This is a genomic window from Halomonas sp. DN3, from assembly GCF_024137905.1.
Classification (GTDB): domain Bacteria; phylum Pseudomonadota; class Gammaproteobacteria; order Pseudomonadales; family Halomonadaceae; genus Halomonas; species Halomonas litopenaei.
The window spans coordinates 4,721,843-4,737,701 of sequence record NZ_CP099965.1; the positions used below are offsets into that span (position 1 = coordinate 4,721,843).

At 63.5% G+C, this 15,859-nt stretch carries 13 protein-coding genes and 1 tRNA gene; 6 read left to right on the top strand and 8 right to left on the bottom strand.

Features of this window, described 5'->3' with window-relative positions; all coding sequences use genetic code 11:
• Nucleotide 1 precedes the first annotated feature (1 nt).
• Nucleotides 2–979, bottom strand: a complete 978-nt coding sequence (locus NKF27_RS20335; RefSeq protein ID WP_253554661.1) for a DctP family TRAP transporter solute-binding subunit — start codon at nt 977–979, stop codon at nt 2–4.
• 398 nt (nt 980–1,377) lie between these two features.
• Here NKF27_RS20335 and NKF27_RS20340 point away from each other — a divergent pair, with 398 nt between their 5' ends.
• A complete protein-coding gene (locus NKF27_RS20340) occupies nt 1,378–2,586 on the top strand; it encodes a M24 family metallopeptidase (RefSeq protein WP_253554663.1) in 1,209 nt (402 codons plus the stop codon).
• A gap of 13 nt (nt 2,587–2,599) precedes the next feature.
• On the opposite strand, the gene NKF27_RS20345 is transcribed toward NKF27_RS20340, so the two are convergent.
• On the bottom strand, nt 2,600–3,496 hold the full coding sequence (locus NKF27_RS20345) for a LysR family transcriptional regulator (protein WP_253554666.1): 897 nt from the start codon (nt 3,494–3,496) through the stop codon (nt 2,600–2,602).
• 270 nt (nt 3,497–3,766) lie between these two features.
• On the opposite strand from NKF27_RS20345, the gene NKF27_RS20350 reads away from it, so the two are divergent.
• The 3 genes from NKF27_RS20350 (at nt 3,767) to NKF27_RS20360 (ending at nt 8,873) form a co-directional block, all read left to right on the top strand.
• Nucleotides 3,767–5,248: a sodium:solute symporter gene (locus NKF27_RS20350; RefSeq protein WP_222568638.1), complete on the top strand. Its 1,482-nt coding sequence runs from the start codon at nt 3,767–3,769 to the stop codon at nt 5,246–5,248.
• Nucleotides 5,249–5,585: 337 nt separating this feature from the next.
• Nucleotides 5,586–7,577: a methyl-accepting chemotaxis protein gene (locus tag NKF27_RS20355; protein WP_253554669.1), complete on the top strand. Its 1,992-nt coding sequence runs from the start codon at nt 5,586–5,588 to the stop codon at nt 7,575–7,577.
• A 165-nt stretch (nt 7,578–7,742) separates the two neighbouring features.
• Complete coding sequence (locus NKF27_RS20360) at nt 7,743–8,873, top strand: polysaccharide lyase family 7 protein (RefSeq protein ID WP_253554672.1); 1,131 nt, start codon at nt 7,743–7,745, stop codon at nt 8,871–8,873.
• Here the strand turns inward: NKF27_RS20360 and NKF27_RS20365 are convergent.
• Together NKF27_RS20365 and NKF27_RS20370 are read right to left on the bottom strand one after the other, a co-directional pair.
• On the bottom strand, nt 8,842–9,150 hold the full coding sequence (locus NKF27_RS20365) for a hypothetical protein (RefSeq protein ID WP_253554675.1): 309 nt from the start codon (nt 9,148–9,150) through the stop codon (nt 8,842–8,844). The genes NKF27_RS20360 and NKF27_RS20365 overlap by 32 nt on opposite strands.
• Before the next feature lie 134 nt (nt 9,151–9,284).
• A tRNA-Arg gene (locus tag NKF27_RS20370) sits at nt 9,285–9,361 on the bottom strand.
• A 242-nt stretch (nt 9,362–9,603) separates the two neighbouring features.
• On the opposite strand from NKF27_RS20370, the gene NKF27_RS20375 reads away from it, so the two are divergent.
• A complete protein-coding gene (locus NKF27_RS20375) occupies nt 9,604–10,473 on the top strand; it encodes a cytochrome c5 family protein (protein ID WP_253554678.1) in 870 nt (289 codons plus the stop codon).
• 152 nt (nt 10,474–10,625) lie between these two features.
• Here the strand turns inward: NKF27_RS20375 and rep are convergent, their stop codons facing one another.
• The 3 genes from rep to pyrE all read right to left on the bottom strand — a co-directional run bounded on the left by rep (nt 10,626) and on the right by pyrE (nt 13,977).
• The gene (rep, locus tag NKF27_RS20380; RefSeq protein WP_108132000.1) at nt 10,626–12,692 is read right to left on the bottom strand and encodes a DNA helicase Rep; all 2,067 of its coding nucleotides are present in this window, start codon (nt 12,690–12,692) and stop codon (nt 10,626–10,628) included.
• Complete coding sequence (gene trmL, locus NKF27_RS20385; RefSeq protein WP_253554681.1) at nt 12,689–13,189, bottom strand: tRNA (uridine(34)/cytosine(34)/5-carboxymethylaminomethyluridine(34)-2'-O)-methyltransferase TrmL; 501 nt, start codon at nt 13,187–13,189, stop codon at nt 12,689–12,691. The genes rep and trmL overlap by 4 nt, the downstream gene beginning before the upstream one ends.
• Nucleotides 13,190–13,287: 98 nt before the next feature.
• Nucleotides 13,288–13,977: an orotate phosphoribosyltransferase gene (pyrE, locus tag NKF27_RS20390; protein WP_253556524.1), complete on the bottom strand. Its 690-nt coding sequence runs from the start codon at nt 13,975–13,977 to the stop codon at nt 13,288–13,290.
• A 118-nt stretch (nt 13,978–14,095) separates the two neighbouring features.
• Between pyrE and NKF27_RS20395 the strand changes: the two genes are divergently transcribed.
• Nucleotides 14,096–14,863: an exodeoxyribonuclease III gene (locus NKF27_RS20395; RefSeq protein WP_045992107.1), complete on the top strand. Its 768-nt coding sequence runs from the start codon at nt 14,096–14,098 to the stop codon at nt 14,861–14,863.
• A 109-nt stretch (nt 14,864–14,972) separates the two neighbouring features.
• Here NKF27_RS20395 and rph read toward each other — a convergent pair whose 3' ends face one another.
• Nucleotides 14,973–15,710 carry a ribonuclease PH gene (gene rph, locus NKF27_RS20400; protein ID WP_045992108.1) on the bottom strand — a complete coding sequence of 246 codons (738 nt, stop codon included), beginning with the start codon at nt 15,708–15,710 and terminating at the stop codon, nt 14,973–14,975.
• Nucleotides 15,711–15,859: the final 149 nt, after the last annotated feature.

Consider the following 15,859-nt stretch of genomic DNA (forward strand, 5'->3'; position numbering starts at 1 on the left):
CTCACTGCCCTTCGCGATAGCGCTTCACCAGCGCCATCAGGTCGCTGCCGAAGACGTCTTCGTAGTCGGTCCAGACGCCCTGGACGGCGGCATTGAACGGCGCGGTATCGACCTCGTTGACGCTCATGCCCTCGGCCTCGAGCTCGGCTACCAGACGCGAGTCGTCCTCCTGGGTCATCCGGCGCTGTTCGTCACGCCAGTCGTCGGCCAGCTGCTGGACCGCCGCCTGATCGTCCTCGGACAGGCGCTGCCAGACGTTGTTGGCGACGGTCAGGCAGGCCGGTGCCCATACGTGTCCGGTCAGCGAGACGTAGTCCTGGACCTCGAAGAAGGACGAGGAATGGATGATCGACAGCGGGTTTTCCTGGGCGTCGAACACCCCCTGCTGCAGCGCCGAGTAGAGCTCGCCGAAGGACAGCGGGGCCGGGCTTGCGCCAAGCGCGGTGAAGGTATCCAGGCGCATCTTGTCCGGCGTTACCCGGATCTTCAGGCCGGCCAGGTCCTCGGGGGTCTCGACCGGGCCCTGGTTGTTGGTGACGTGGCGGAAGCCGTTCTCCCACCATGACAGGATCTTCATGTTGTAGTCGGAGGCGATGGCTTCCAGCGCCTCGCCCAGCTCGCCGTCGTAGGCGGCGTAGGCGTCCTCGCGGTCCGCCCAGGAGTAGGGCAGCTCGACGATACCGAAGCGGGCGTCCAGCGGCTGGAAGGAGCCGCAGCCGATCACCCCGGCGGGCACGCTGCCGATCTGCATGCCTTCGACCATGGTCTTTTCGTTGCCGAGCTGGCCGCTGGGGAAGACCTGGAAGTTGACGCGACCCTCGGTGGCCTCGCGCACTTCGTCGGCGAAGCCTTCAGCGGCGATATGCCAGCTATGGGTCGGGGCCAGCACGTGGCCGAGCTTGATGTCGAGGGCCTGGGCCGAGGTGGAAAGACCGGCGAAGGCGCCAAGCGCCAGCAGGGGGAGCATCCTGGAGGTCATGGGGGTACCCGTTGAGTCGTTGTGATTGTGATCTGGGCCCGCCACCGCTTTGTTGACGGCAAGACAGGCGTCACTTGAGACTCGGCCAGGTAGGCGTATTAGACAATTTTCAAAATTTTATGCTTTGCATAAGCCTGATTTATGCAAAGCCATTGGACAGTGGTCAGGGTGGCCCTTCGACAGGCCTGGGGTGGCAACCACAAGCGCTTCGAGACACTTCTTTAACGCACTGTTCAAGAACCATTTTTCTGGCGCAAATGGGGGCATTTGCGGTTGTGATTGGCGCCGTTGACGGCTCCACGACGATAGTCGATCCAGCGTGGTGGTCAGCGTCGAGGCTGGCGCCAGCGCAGGATGAGAACCACCGCCCTGTCGGCCAAGAATTACAAGGAGCCCCTATGCAACTGCCCTCTCTGATCGAGATCCCCAACGGTGAAAAGGTCACCCCCACCTTCAGCGACGCCGAGATGCAGGGCCGCCTGGCCCGTCTGCGCCAGCACATGGCCGAGCAGCAGGTCGATGCCGTGGTCCTGACCTCCTATCACAACATCAATTACTTCAGCGACTTCGTCTATTGTCGCTTCGGCCGCGACTACGGACTGGTGGTGACCCAGGAAGGCTTTACTACCGTCACCGCCAACATCGACGGCGGCCAACCGTATCGGCGCAACCGTCTGGGCGACAACATCGTCTACACCGACTGGCAGAAGGACAACTTCTTCAAGGCCATCATGCGGCTATGCGAAGGCAAACGACGCATCGGGGTGGAGTTCGACCATCTGACCCTGGCCAACCGCGACAAGCTGGAAAGCGCCCTTGGCGAGGTGGAGCTGGTCGACATCGGCGTACCCACCATGCAGATGCGCATGATCAAGTCCGCCGAAGAGATCGCGCTGATCCGTCAGGGTGCGCGTATCGCCGACGTGGGCGGTGTCGCGGTACGCGACGCCATCGCCGCCGGGGTGCCCGAGTACGAGGTGGCGCTGGCCGGCCAGAGCGCCATGGTGCGCGAGATCGCCAAGACCTACCCGCAGAGCGAGCTGATGGACACCTGGGTATGGTTCCAGTCCGGCATCAACACCGACGGCGCCCATAATCCGGTCACCAGCCGTCGCGTGCGCCCCGGCGACATCCTGAGCCTCAACACCTTCCCGATGATCTCGGGCTACTACACGGCGCTGGAGCGCACCCTGTTCTGCGAGCACACAAGCGATGCCCATCTGCGGCTGTGGGAGATCAACTGCGAGGTCCATGAGCGCGGACAGCAGCTGATTCGCCCCGGCGCCCGCTGCAGCGACATCGCCCACGAGCTCAACGAGATCTTCGCCAGGCACGACGTCCTCAAGTACCGCACCTTTGGCTACGGGCACTCCTTCGGCACCCTGAGCCACTACTACGGCCGCGAGGCGGGTCTCGAACTGCGCGAGGACATCGATACCGTACTGGAGCCCAACATGGTGGTGTCGATGGAGCCCATGCTGATGATTCCCGAAGGCCAGCCCGGCGCCGGTGGCTACCGCGAGCACGACATCCTGGTGGTCAAGGAAGACGGCGCCGACAATATCACCGGCTTCCCCTACGGGCCGGCGCACAACATCGTGGGTTGAACCGATCCGGCGATCACCGGCCGGGACGTGACATGGGGGGCCGCTCGCCCCCCATGTCGGCGAGCCCGGCCCTGAGGTAGTCCAGCACGTGGTGCGCCGCCACGGACAGCTCGCCGGTCTGGTAGTGCAGGCCGAAGGTCACCCGTCCAAGCTCGGGCAGCCGGTCCGCGCCATCCACGCAGTGCAAGTGGTCGGGGCTGACGCTGCGCGCCAGGGCGGTCACGCCCAGGCCCTCCTCCACCGCGGTGAAGATACCGAGCAGGCTGGTACTGGCGTAGCTCACCCGATAGGACATCGCCCTGGCCCTCAACGCCGCTTCCGCCGCCGAGCGGTACAGGCACCCCAGGGGATAGGTGACCAGAGGCAGCGGCGCTTCACCCTCGAGCAATGCCGTGTCGCCGACCACCCAGACCAGGTCATCTACCCGGATATCCCGAGCATCGCGATCATCGTCGACCCTTTCCGGCTCCATCACCAGGGCGATGTCGTAGTGGTGCCTGTGAAAACGCTGGAGTATGACCCTGCTGATCTCACAGTCGACCTCGACCTCGATATTGGGGTAGACCCGCGCCAGATTCCTCAGCACTCGCGGCACAAATGCCAGCTCGAAATCGTTGGGAATACCTAGCCTTACCTTGCCACTGACGCCCCCTCCGCAAAGCTTCTCCACCAGCCGATCATTGATCGCCAGCATGGCCCTGGCTTCCTGGTAGAGATAGTCACCATCCTGGGTCATTTCCAGCTGACTTCCGCGCAGAAACAGGCGAGTACCCAGCATCTCCTCGAGCTTCTTCATCTGCAGGCTGATGGCGGGCTGGGAACGCCCCAGGCGCTCTCCTGCCGCGGTAAAGCCTCCCAGCTCATTGATGGTCACGAAGGTACGCAATAACTCACTCGGTATCGTCTTCAACCTGGGGCCTCATTGGCATAGATCATGCATCGATTTGTCGTTCTTATTGGTCGCATCAGCGGCAAGAAAATACCTTGAATCTGTCGATGGAGATCGACGCTACCTCTCGACGACTGCCGATTGTCGACGTCCAACAACAAACAATAGAGGCTTCCTCATGAACTCCTGGGTATTGACCACCTTTGCCATTCTAACGCTCTACATGCTGATTCACACCGGTGCAGCCTACCTGCGTCGAGAACTCAAGGCCCGCCAACCGAGGTGACGCACATGGACTCCTTTACCCTGTTCAATTGGGCGCTTCTGCTGATGACCTTCGGCCTGATGCTCTATCTGGGCTACCTGTCTTCCCGGCGCATGCACAAGGATGACGCCGCCGGCTTCCTGGTCGCCGGGCGCTCGCTGGGGGCCTTCGTCGGTGCCGGTACCATCGTTGCCACCGGATTCAGCGGCTGGGGCTTCATGGGCTCGCCCGGGGTCACCTACCAGTTTGGTGCCATCGAGGTGCTGGGCAACTTCTTCTTTGCACCGGCGATGGTCATCGCGGTGCTCTACTTCGCCCGCTTCATGCAGCGCAAGGCGATCGAGATGGGCAGCAACACCATCCCCGAGTACATCGGCCAGTCCCACGGCGGCGGCGCCATGGGGCGAGTGCTGCAGGCGGTATCGGCGATCATCACCGTGGTGCTGCTGCTGGTCTTCCTGACCAGTCAGATCAAGGCGGTGGGGCTTCTGGGGGCCAGCTGGCTGGGCATCGAGCTCGACCAGAGCGCCATGCTGATGGTCGGGGTGATCATCCTCTACACCATGCTCGGGGGGCTGGCCGCGGTGGCCTGGACCGACACCATCATGGTCTGGGGCATGGCCCTGGCGGCGGTCATCATCGTCATCCAGATGCTGACCACCATTGACGTGAACGAGTGGGAAAGCGGCTTGAACGCCATCGACCCGGAGCTGTTGAACCCGACCAACGGGGCCCACTACGGCGCCTCCCGAGGCAACGTCTTCCTGGTCCTGCCCTACGCCTTTCTGTTCGCGGCGGTGCTGCCGTTCATGGCGATCCGCTTCCTGGCCTTCAAGCCCGAGGTCAAGCTGCACAAGGTCGGTATCTACGTCGCGGTGCTCGGCGGCCTGCTCAGTCTGATTCCGCTGGTCGGGCTCTACGTCAGGGTCAAGCTGCCGGGACTGGCGGACCCCGACAGCGCCATGCCGGTCTATCTCGAGCAGTTCATGCATCCGGCGATCCAGGGCGTCATCACCTTGTTCATCATCTTCGCCATGAAGTCCACCGCCAACTCCCTTTTGCACACCGTGGCCTCCAGCGTCTCCCACGACCTGCGCCTGGCGATCTTTGCCGAACGCCAGCCTTCGGCACGGCGTGTCCTGGGCCTGAACCGGGCCGCGGTGCTGGTGCTCGGGGTGCTGGCGCTGCTGATGATGCTCTACGCACCGCCCTTCATGCTGTCCTGGCTCGGCATCCTTGGCACCGGCACCCTGCTCGCCAGCCTGATCGGCCCGGTGTTCATCTCGACCTTCTGGCAGGGCTCGGCCTGGGGGGCGCTGGCGGCCATGCTCGGCGGCTTCTTCACCAGCGGCTACATGATGCTGTTCGCCGATGTGGGCTGGTTGATCGGTCCGCTGACCGGCTGCGTGGTGTCATCGGCTCTGTATATCGGCGTGACACTCGTCGGTCGCAGCCATCGCGCCCATGCCCGCCATCCGAACGCATCCCTCCCTGACCACCCTGCTTGACCGAAAACATTCCCCCGACTCGCCTCAGGACCAGGGTTCTGAGGTTTAGGCAAAAAGACAGGCCGCCTTCCGAGGCGGCCGTTTTCGTGAAACCTCCGTCACCCAGCGAATAGTCGCGGTCGAACCTGAGCATCATGGCCGAGAACCGGCTGCTCTCATGATCCAGATCATTGGTGCGAAGCGCTTTAGCATATTGCTCTCAACTTGACGCTTTCATGGGTCGATAACCCTGGCATCGCTGCTAATCGGAGGCAGTCCGAGCGATGAGCAAGTCAGGAAATGACTTCGCTCATCCCATGACTGCCGGTTGGCCCCTCCCAGCATGAGCCCTCTGCCAATGACATCACTCCTTGATCGCCTGACCATGGGAAGAAAGTTCTTCCTGGTGCTTTTCTTGCCGCTGCTTTCCATCCTGTGGATGACGCTCTCCACGGTGCTGGAACGCCAGGCGGTCGTCACCGAGATGGACAGCCTTCAAGAGGTGGCGGTCCTCGGGCGTCATTCGGCCAACCTGGTGCACGAACTTCAGCGCGAACGGGGGATGACGGCCGCCTTTCTCAGCAGCCAGGGCCGCAACTATCACGCAGAGCTACCGGTGCAACGCGAGGCGACCAATGTCGAGGTTGAAGCGTTCGCCCGCTACATCGCTGACATCGACTTTTCCCGTCATGACCCTCGAATCGAAGCACAGGTCGATCTCGCGAAGCGTCTGCTTGAGGGAAAGGATGACCTACGGCGCAAGGTCGATGGTCTCGACATATCTTCCGAAGCATCGACGGACGCTTATACCAACATCAACGAGGCGCTGATCGATATCGTCGCCAAGCTGACCTTTGGCGTCGATCAGGGAGAAGTCGCCCGTCAGCTGACGGCCTACTATGACCTTTTGAACATCAAGGAGCTGGCCGGCATAGAACGGGCGGTACTGGCGGCCTCTTTCAGCGCCGACGCGATATCGCCTGCAATGTTCAGGAAGCTGCTTTCGTTGATCGTGAAGTCCGATGTGCACAAGAAGAACTTCTTCGAGCTTTCATCACCGAGGGTTCAGGAGGAGCTCAAGACGCTGACCGACAGCGCACTTGGCGAGCGTTTGAATGCCATGCGCAGCGTGGTCCTCGACAAGGCCTCAAGCGGCGGCTTCGGTATCGATCACCAGGAGTGGTTCGAGGCCCAGACCGAGTATATCGATGGCATTCAGCAGATCTCCCGGTCGGCAGAGCAGCACCTTCTGGCGCGTATCAACGACTTGCAGAATGCGTCCTTCAGCTACCTGCTCAAGCACGCTCTGGCCATGCTTGTGGTCATGGGTATTACCTTCGTGTTTTCGATTGTGACCGCCCGCAGCGTGGTGCGTCCTCTAAAGATTGCGCTGATGGACATCCGCGAGCAGAAAGATGACCTGACCAAGCGACTGGCGGTCCCCGGCAAGGACGAGCTGTCTCAGCTTTATCGTGCCTTCAACGACTCGCTGAGCAATATTGCCAGCCTGGTGGTCAACCTGAAGAAGAGCGCCAGCGCCGTCGAGGCGGTCAGTGGAGAAATCACCCGGGGCAATCAGGACCTGGCGAGCAGGACGGAGCAGCAGGCGGCCTCACTGATCCAGACCGCTTCCAGCATGGAGCAGATCACCGCCACCGTGAAGCAGACCTCGGACTCCGCTCGCCAGGCGCAGGGAATGACCCGTGAAGTCGCCTGCCGCGCCAACGACCTGAGCCAGAACGCCGCCCAGACCCGTACGGCCATGGAACAGATTCGCGACGCCAATCAGGAAGTCACCAGGATCGTCGAGGCCATCGACGACATCGCCTTCCAGACCAATATTCTAGCCCTGAACGCTTCGGTGGAGGCGGCGCGCGCCGGCGACCAGGGTCGAGGTTTTTCGGTGGTGGCCTCTGAGGTGCAGAAGCTTGCCAGCCGCTGCGCAGAGGAAGCCACCCTGATCCGCCGGTTGATCACCACCAGTACGCAGCGGGTCGACAAGGGCGAGCGCCTGGTGGCCTCCACCAGCGAGGCGCTGGTCACCATCTCCGAGCATGCCCAGCAGACGGCGACCCTGGTGTCGGAGATTTCCACCGCGGCGACCGAGCAGTCACTGGGTATCGAACAGATCACTCAGGCACTGGCGCAACTGGAGGACGTCACCCAACGCAACACCGGCCTGGTCGAACGCGTTGCCACCGCCAGCGAGTCCCTCGACGAGCGGGCTCGAGACATGGCCACGCTGGTGGGCCGCTTCAAGGTCGATGTGCCAACGGCCCTTCACGCCACGTCGGAAGACGGGCCGCTTATCGGCTCACCCCATCACACCCTTGTCGACTGTCACGCATAGGCCCGACAGGTTTCCCGCCTTGCCGCCCTTCCGGGCGGCTTTTTTGGTTAACACACAGCCCATAAACATCAAAACGTTGTTTTATTTTAATGAATCGTCTTTGACAATACTGAAACGCAATTCTAGCCTTGCTGATGCCACCCAAGGACAACAAGGAACAACGCTGTGCTCGAACACGAAACTCACTGCCGCCAACTCACCCAACGCCATTCCCTTTGCCAGCCCCATTACCAGTCCCTTCGCCACCCCCTTCGCAAGCCCTTGATCGTCGCGCTGTCGGCCCTGGCCGTCTCCTCCTTCGGTGTATCCTCCGTGGCCGCCGCCGAGGATACGCCACCGGCGCAGGTCTTCGACCTCACGACCTGGAAGTTGACCCTGCCCATGGACGCTGACGGCGACGACGAGGTCGACGAGATATCGGTCGGCGAGCTTCAGTCCTATCAACATCCGGACTACTACTATCTGAACGACAACAATAATCTGGTCTTCGTGACCCCCAACAGCGCCTTCACCACCCCCAATTCCAGCAATGCACGCACGGAACTGCGCCAGATGCTGGCCGGCGCCGACGACGCCCTGGGCCCCAAGGCTCCTGAGCAGAATTTTGCCCTCGCCTCCCACCCCGAGGCTGACCGCTACGCCCAGATCGGCGGCTACCTCGATGCCACGCTGCGGGTCGATCACGTCGCCGAGCGCACCGACAAGCCCGACCGGGCGGCGGCCTACTCGGTGGTCATCGGCCAGATCCACGCCGGCAAGGACGAAGCGGTGCTGGCCCAGGACAATGGCTTCGGCCACGGCAACGAACCGCTGAAGATCTACTACAAGAAGTTTCCCGACCACGAGACCGGCTCGGTGTTCTGGAACTATGAACGCAACCTCGAGAAGGATGACCCCGAGCGCATCGATATCAGCCACGCGGTGTGGGGCAACGACTGGAGCGGCAGCGAGGATCCGGGCGAGGCGGGCATCGCCCTGGGCGAGAGCTTCCGCTATCGGGTCGAGGTCAAGGACGACGTCATGCACCTGACCTTCGCGTCAGACGGCCACCCCACCCGCACCTTCGAGCAGAACCTGGCCGACAATGTCGGTCCCGACGGCGAGGTCGACGAGGCCGATCATCCGCACGGCTACGCCGGTGACTGGATGTACTTCAAGGCGGGGTCCTATAACCAGTGCAACACCAAGCCGGAATCTGGCGCCTGCCTGGGTACCGGGGTGTGGGAAACCGACCAGCAACACGGCGACTACGCCCAGGTCGTGTTCAGCGAGCTGGATAGCGGTCCGGTCGAGTAAGCCCCCAGCGAGCGCCCGGTAACGTCCACGCCAGAGAAGAGAAACGTCCACGCCAGAGAAGAGAAACGTCCACGCCAGAGAAGAGAAACGTCCACGCCAGAGAAGAGAAACGTCCACGCCAGAGAAGCGTGAAGTCCAGACCCATGTCCACGCCAGGAGCCGAGCTGCCGCTCGCTCCTGGCCAACGGCGCTCGGCAACAAAGGCCGACTTGATCCAGATCAGCAAAGGCGCTTTCGTCTCAAGGGCGAACTTCGGCAGAAAACCGTGCACTTTCAAGCATGTGCTCGTGCAGCAATGGGCAAATTCAACGGCAGTGAATGGCCCGATTCGAGCGCTCGATGCCCCCCTGCCGACCTACCCTCCAGACATGAAAAAGGGCCTACGACAGTGTCGTAAGCCCTTGAATTCTATGGCGCGCCCTAAAGGATTCGAACCTTTGACCTTTGCCTCCGGAGGGCAACGCTCTATCCAGCTGAGCTAAGGGCGCGCGGTGCCGCCTGAACCTATCACGCGGCGAGCCATATCCTACCTTGCGCACCCGCCGGTGTCCACCCAAGGCCATGCCCAAGCCCCGCAGCGCCACCTTCCCGGCGACGGGCGACATTTTCCCGTCTCGAGCGATCTCGCTATACTGCCGGCACAGCGTGACGCCCGGCGATAGGGACGATGGCCGTGCTCGGCGCCACCAACAATAACTTCCATCAAGCGACCGTTACAGAGGTGGTGAGAGTGAAATCCAGCAAGCTGATCATGGGGTGTCTGATCACCCTGGGCCTGGGCTCCGGCCAGGCGATGGCACAGGACGATGCCGAGCGTGACGCCATGGCCGAGCGCCTGGCCCCGGTAGGTTCTGTGTGCCTCGAAGGCCAGGAATGTGGCAGCGCCATGGCCGCCGCGTCAGGCGGCGGTGACGCCGCAGCGTCGGGCGGTGGCGTCGATGGGGAAGCCGTCTACGGCGGCATCTGCATGGCCTGCCACGATACCGGCGTCGCCGGCGCACCCAAGCGCGGCGACGAAGCGGCCTGGGCCGAACGCACCACCAAGGGCTTCGACACCCTGCTGGATCACGCTCTTAACGGCTTCAATGCGATGCCGGCCCGTGGCGGCAACCCGAACCTGTCCGATGAAGAAGTCCATGCGGCGGTGGCTTACCTGGTCGAGCCGGTGATGGAAGTGCCGTCAAGCGACGCAGGCGCCAGCGAGGCGGCCCCCGCCGAAGAGACAGCATCGGACGACAGCGCCGCTGCCAGCGACGAAGCAGCAGGTGAGGACGCCGCTGCCACCGATGCGACTGGCGACGAAGCTGGCGGCGACGACGCCGCTGCGGCCGATGCGGGCTCTGCCGAGGTCGACCCGGCGGTGGCGGCCATCGATGGTGAAGCGGTCTACGGCGGCATCTGCATGGCGTGCCATGAAGCCGGCGTCGCCGGCGCCCCGGTTCGCGGTGACGCCGCCGCCTGGGAGCCGCGCCTGGCCAAGGGCATGGACACCCTCTATGACCACGCCATCAACGGCTTCAACGCGATGCCGCCCAAGGGTGGCAATCCGAGCCTGTCCGATGACGAGATCAAGGCGGCCGTCATTTACATGACCCAGTAAATCGACTCACGCGATGTAGCAGCGGGGCGTCCATGGGCGCCCCGCTTGCGTTGGTCTGCTGGCGAGGCCTGGTCCTGCTCTCGAGTCGTGACAGGCCTTCATGCCTTCGGGTTTATCCACAGCCCATGGCGATCCAGCGGCTGTGGATGGATTCAGTCCAGCAGCGAGCGCAGCCCGGCGATGGCGCTCTTGCCCCGCTCCTGCTTGCGCTCGGGGTCTTCCCGATCGGCGCGTCCTTCCCACTCCAGATCATCCGGCGGCAACTCGTCGAGGAAGCGGCTGGGGGCGCAGTCCATCAACTCTCCGTAGGCCTTGCGCTGGCGCGCCAGCGTCATGGTCAGGGTACGCCGGGCACGGGTGATGCCAACGTAGGCCAGGCGGCGCTCCTCCTCCACGGTGCCGGCCTCGATGGAGTTGCGGTGAGGCAACAGCTCTTCCTCGAGACCCATCAGGTAGACGTGGGGGAACTCGAGGCCCTTGGAGGCGTGCATGGTCAGCAATTGCACACGATCCGAGTCATCTTCTTCCGCCTGTTGCTCGAGGATGTCGCGCAATACCAGGCGCGAGATCGCTGATTCCACGTCGTCGGTTTCGGTATCGGTGCTGGCGGTGTTCTCTTCCGGATCGGCCTGCATCGACTTCTCGAGCTGGTCGATCAGGATCCACACGTTGGCCATGCGCCGCTCGGCGATGGTGGGGGCGCTGGCGTTCTGGTAGAGCCAGGCCTCGTAGTCCATCTCGCGCATCATCTCGCGGATCGCGGCGATGGCATCACCCTGATCCATGCGTCGGCGCACGCCATCGATAAAGTGGGTGAACCGCGTCAGGCGCTCCACCGCGCGGGCCGGCAGCTGCTCGGCCAGCCCCAGCTCGTGACAGGCGGCGAACAACGAGACGCCGCGCTCGGTGGCGTAGTTGGCGAGCTTCTCCAGGGTGGTCGGGCCGATCTCGCGACGCGGCACGTTGACGATACGCAGGAAGGCGTTGTCGTCGGCCGGGTTGATCAACAGCCGCAGGTAGGCCATGGCGTCCTTGATCTCGCCCCGGGAGAAGAACGAGGTGCCGCCGGACAGCTTGTAGGGAATCTGGTAGTGCTGCAGCTTCAATTCCAGCAGGCGCGCCTGGAAGTTGCCGCGGTAGAGCACCGCGAAGTCGCGCCACTCGGCGCGCTCCTTGATCCGGCGGGTCAGGATCTCGCTGGCGACCCGCTCGGTCTCGGCCTCCTCGTGGCGCGTGACCACCACCCGGATCGGATCGCCCTGGCCCATGTCCGACCACAGGGTCTTGTCGTAGACGTGGGGGTTGTTGGCGATCAGGGTGTTGGCGGCGCGCAGGATGGTGCCGGTGGAGCGGTAGTTCTGCTCCAGCTTGATCACCTTGAGCCGCGGAAAGTCCTCGCCCAGGGTCACCAGGTTCTCCGGCCGGGCACCGCGCCAGGCGTAGATCGACTGGTCATCGTCGCCGACCACGGTGAAGGTCTGGCGCTCGGCCATCAGCATGCGTACCAGCATGTACTGGCTGACGTTGGTGTCCTGATACTCGTCCACCAGCATGTAGTGGATCTTGCGCCGCCAGCGGGCCAGCGCCTCGGGGTCATCGCGCAGCAACACCACCGGCAGCAGGATCAGGTCATCGAAGTCCACCGCGTTGTAGGCCTTGAGGTGGCGAACGTAGGCCTCGTAGACCCGGGCGGCGTACTGCTCGTCTTCGGTGGCGGCGTGGGACAGCGCCTGGCCGGGCAGGATCAGGTCGTTCTTCCAGTTGGAGATCACTCCCTGGACCTGATTGATCTGGTCGGCATCGACCTGGGCGTCCTTGTTCATCAGGTCGCGCAGCAGCGCCTTGGCGTCTTCCGGATCGAACAGTGAAAAACCCGGCTTGTAGCCCAGCGCCTTGAGCTCGCCGCGAATGATGTTGAGGCCGAGCGTGTGGAAGGTCGACACCGTCAGGCCGTGGCCTTCACGCCCCTGCAGCATCGAGCTGACCCGCTCCTTCATCTCGCGGGCGGCCTTGTTGGTAAAGGTCACCGCGGCGATGCGCCGGGCGCTCATGCCGCATTCCTGGATCAGGTAGGCGATCTTGGTGGTGATCACGCTGGTCTTGCCGGAGCCGGCACCGGCCAGCACCAGGCAGGGACCGTCGATGAAGTGCACGGCCTCGCGCTGACGCGGGTTGAGGCCGCGGATGCGTTCACGGATCGTCTTCACAGGTGCGTTCATGCGTCGTCCTGGGCGCCGGGCTGGACATCGAGTCGCGCCGCGCCGTCGAAATCGAGTTGTCGCCAGGCCTCGAACACCAGCACCGCACAGGCGTTGGACAGGTTCAGGCTGCGGCTGTCCGGCAGCATCGGGATGCGCAGGCGCTGCTCCGGCGGCAGTGCATCGAGCATCGCCTGGGGCAGGCCACGGGTCTCGGGGCCGAACACCAGGGCGTCGCCGGAACGATAGTCGGGCTCGTGGTAACCACGCCGCCCGCGGGTCGAGACGGCGAAGACCCGAGAGGGCGAAACCTCGTCGAGGAACGTCTGCCAGTCGGCGTGGACCCGGACCCGCGCCCACTCATGGTAGTCCAGCCCCGCGCGCCTGAGGCGCTTATCGTCTAGGGTAAAGCCTAACGGCTCAATAAGGTGCAGGCGAAATCCGGTATTGGCGCACAGGCGTATCAGATTGCCGGTGTTCGGCGGAATCTCGGGTTGATAGAGCACCACGTCGAGCATTGGACATCACCAGGATCGCGGCGGAGGACGATGTGAGGCAGGGAGATCACCGAGGCCCTCCAGGGAGGAAGACCTCGGCGCAAGGAAGCCATAGCGACTCAGGCGCTGACGCCGTAGCGTTCGCGGTAGGCGCGGATGGCGTCGGCGTGGGGTTTGAGGGTATCGCCCCCGCTCTGTTCGAGGTAGGCCAGCACCTGGTCGAGGCCGACGATGCTGACCACCGGGATGCCGAACTCGGCCTGCACCTGCTGGATGGCGCTCTTGTCGGTGTCGTCGCTGGCGCGCTCCTGCCGGTCCAGCGCCACCACCACCCCGGCGGCCTGGGCGCCGGCGCCGTCGATCAATCCCATCACCTCACGGATCGCCGTACCAGCGGTGATCACATCATCGATGATCATGATGCGACCGTCGAGCGCGGCTCCGACGATGTTGCCGCCTTCGCCGTGGTCCTTGGCCTCCTTGCGATTGAACGCAAAGGGCAGATCACGGTCATGATGGTCAGCCAGCGCCACGGCGGTGGTCGCCGCCAGCGAAATGCCCTTGTAGGCCGGCCCGAACAGTACGTCGGCCTCGATCCCGCTTTGCTCGATGGCCTTGGCGTAGAAGCGCCCGAGGCGCGCCAGGGCGCGGCCGGTCTTGAACAGGCCGGCGTTGAAGAAGTACGGGCTCACCCGCCCCGACTTCAGGGTGAACTCACCGAAACTGAGCACGCCCTCGCCGATGGCGAACTCGATGAACTCCCGCTGGTAGGGATGAAGGCGCGCCGCGCCTGGCGGTTGAGGTGCCATGTCAGCCACGAGGCCTCCTGTCCAATTGCCTGGCCTTATCACGTTTTTCTCGACCGGCCATTTACCCAAACGTCGAAACGTCGGGTATCATACACGCGCGACGCAAAAGGGACCACGTATGAAAATCGCCACCATCAATGTAAACGGCATCCGCGAGGCCGTCGGTCGAGGCTTTCTCGACTGGCTCGCCAACCAGGACGCCGACGTTGTCTGCGTCCAGAACATCAAGGCCAAAAGCTTCGAGCTGGACGACAGCATTCTTTATCCTGAGGGCTACGAGGGTTACTTCCTCGACGCCGAACAGGACGGTTTCTCAGGGGTCGGCCTCTACTGCCGCAAGATCCCCAAGGCCATCATGTACGGCCTGGGCTTCCCCCAGTGCGACCATGAAGGACGCTTTCTGCAGGCCGACTACGATCGCTTCTCGATCGCCAGCTTCCTGATGCCCGACGGCAGCGATCCTGACGCCAAGCAGGCGTTCATGGCCCAGTACCAGGAGTACCTGTCGAAGATGGCTCGCAAGCGCCGCGAGTACATCATCTGCGGCACCTGGCACATCGCCCACAAGACCATCGATCTGGCCAACTGGGCCGACAACCAGACGACGCCCGGCTTCAAGGCCGAAGAGCGCGCCTGGATGGACCAGGTGTTCGGCCCCACCGGCTTCATCGACACCTTCCGCGAGATCAACCGCGACGGTGACGAGTACACCTGGTGGCCGGCGCTGGACCAGGATCAGCCGCGCTCCCGTCAGGAGGGCTGGCGCCTGGACTACCAGATCGTCGGGCCGAACTTCCGTCGCCATATCACCGACGCCTGGATCGACTACGACGCCACCTTCTCGGAGTTCGCGCCGCTGATCGTCGAGTACGACCTGCAACTGTAAGCCTCCCTTCGTCGCCGTCTGGCCCGGGTCCGGGGCCGGACACGAAAGCGCCGGCCCCTCAGGGGGCCGGCGCCTTCGTTCATGCGACTCATCTCGTCACGGCGACCGCTCAGGCGCGATTGCCGAGCGCCTCACGCTGGTGCTCGAACAGCTCGTTCCCGGCCTTTTCGGCCAGATCCAGCATGGCGTTGAGCTGACCACGGGTGAAGGTGCCGGACTCCGCGGTGCCCTGGACCTCGATCAGCTCGCCGGATTCGCTCAGCACCACGTTCATGTCGGTATCGGCGCTGGAGTCTTCCGGGTAGTCGAGATCCACCACCGGCTGACCGCGATAGAGCCCCACCGATACTGAGCTTACCAGCTGCGAAAAGGGGTCGGTCTTGATCAGCTTCTCGCGCTGCAGGTAGCGGATGGCGTCGATCAGCGCCACACAGCCCCCGGTAATCGAAGCGGTACGCGTGCCACCATCGGCCTGGATCACGTCGCAGTCCACGGTGATGGTGAACTCGCCAAGCTTCTTCAGGTTCACCGCCGCGCGCAGCGAACGCCCGATCAGGCGCTGGATCTCCAGGGTGCGACCGCCCTGCTTGCCGCGTGACGCCTCGCGCCCGCTGCGCGAGTGGGTCGCCCTCGGCAGCATGCCGTACTCGGCGGTGACCCAGCCCTGCTTCTTGCCCCGCAACCAGCGCGGCACACCGGCCTCGACGCTGGCGTTGCACAGCACCTTGGTGTCACCGAACTCGACCAGCACCGAGCCTTCGGCGTGGCGGGTGTAGTCACGAGTGAGACGAATCTCGCGGGTCTGGTCAAAAGCGCGTCCGCTGGGACGACGGATGTCCGTGGACATGGCACCTCTCTTGGTCGACACGCCTCTTGCCGCGGCATCGCCTGGCGCAGCGAAGGGGACGACGTCGATCATGGAATGGAAAACGAAGGCCGCCCATTCTACACGCCTTGGCCGATGAATCGGGTACACTGCGCTCACCGGTGTCGAGC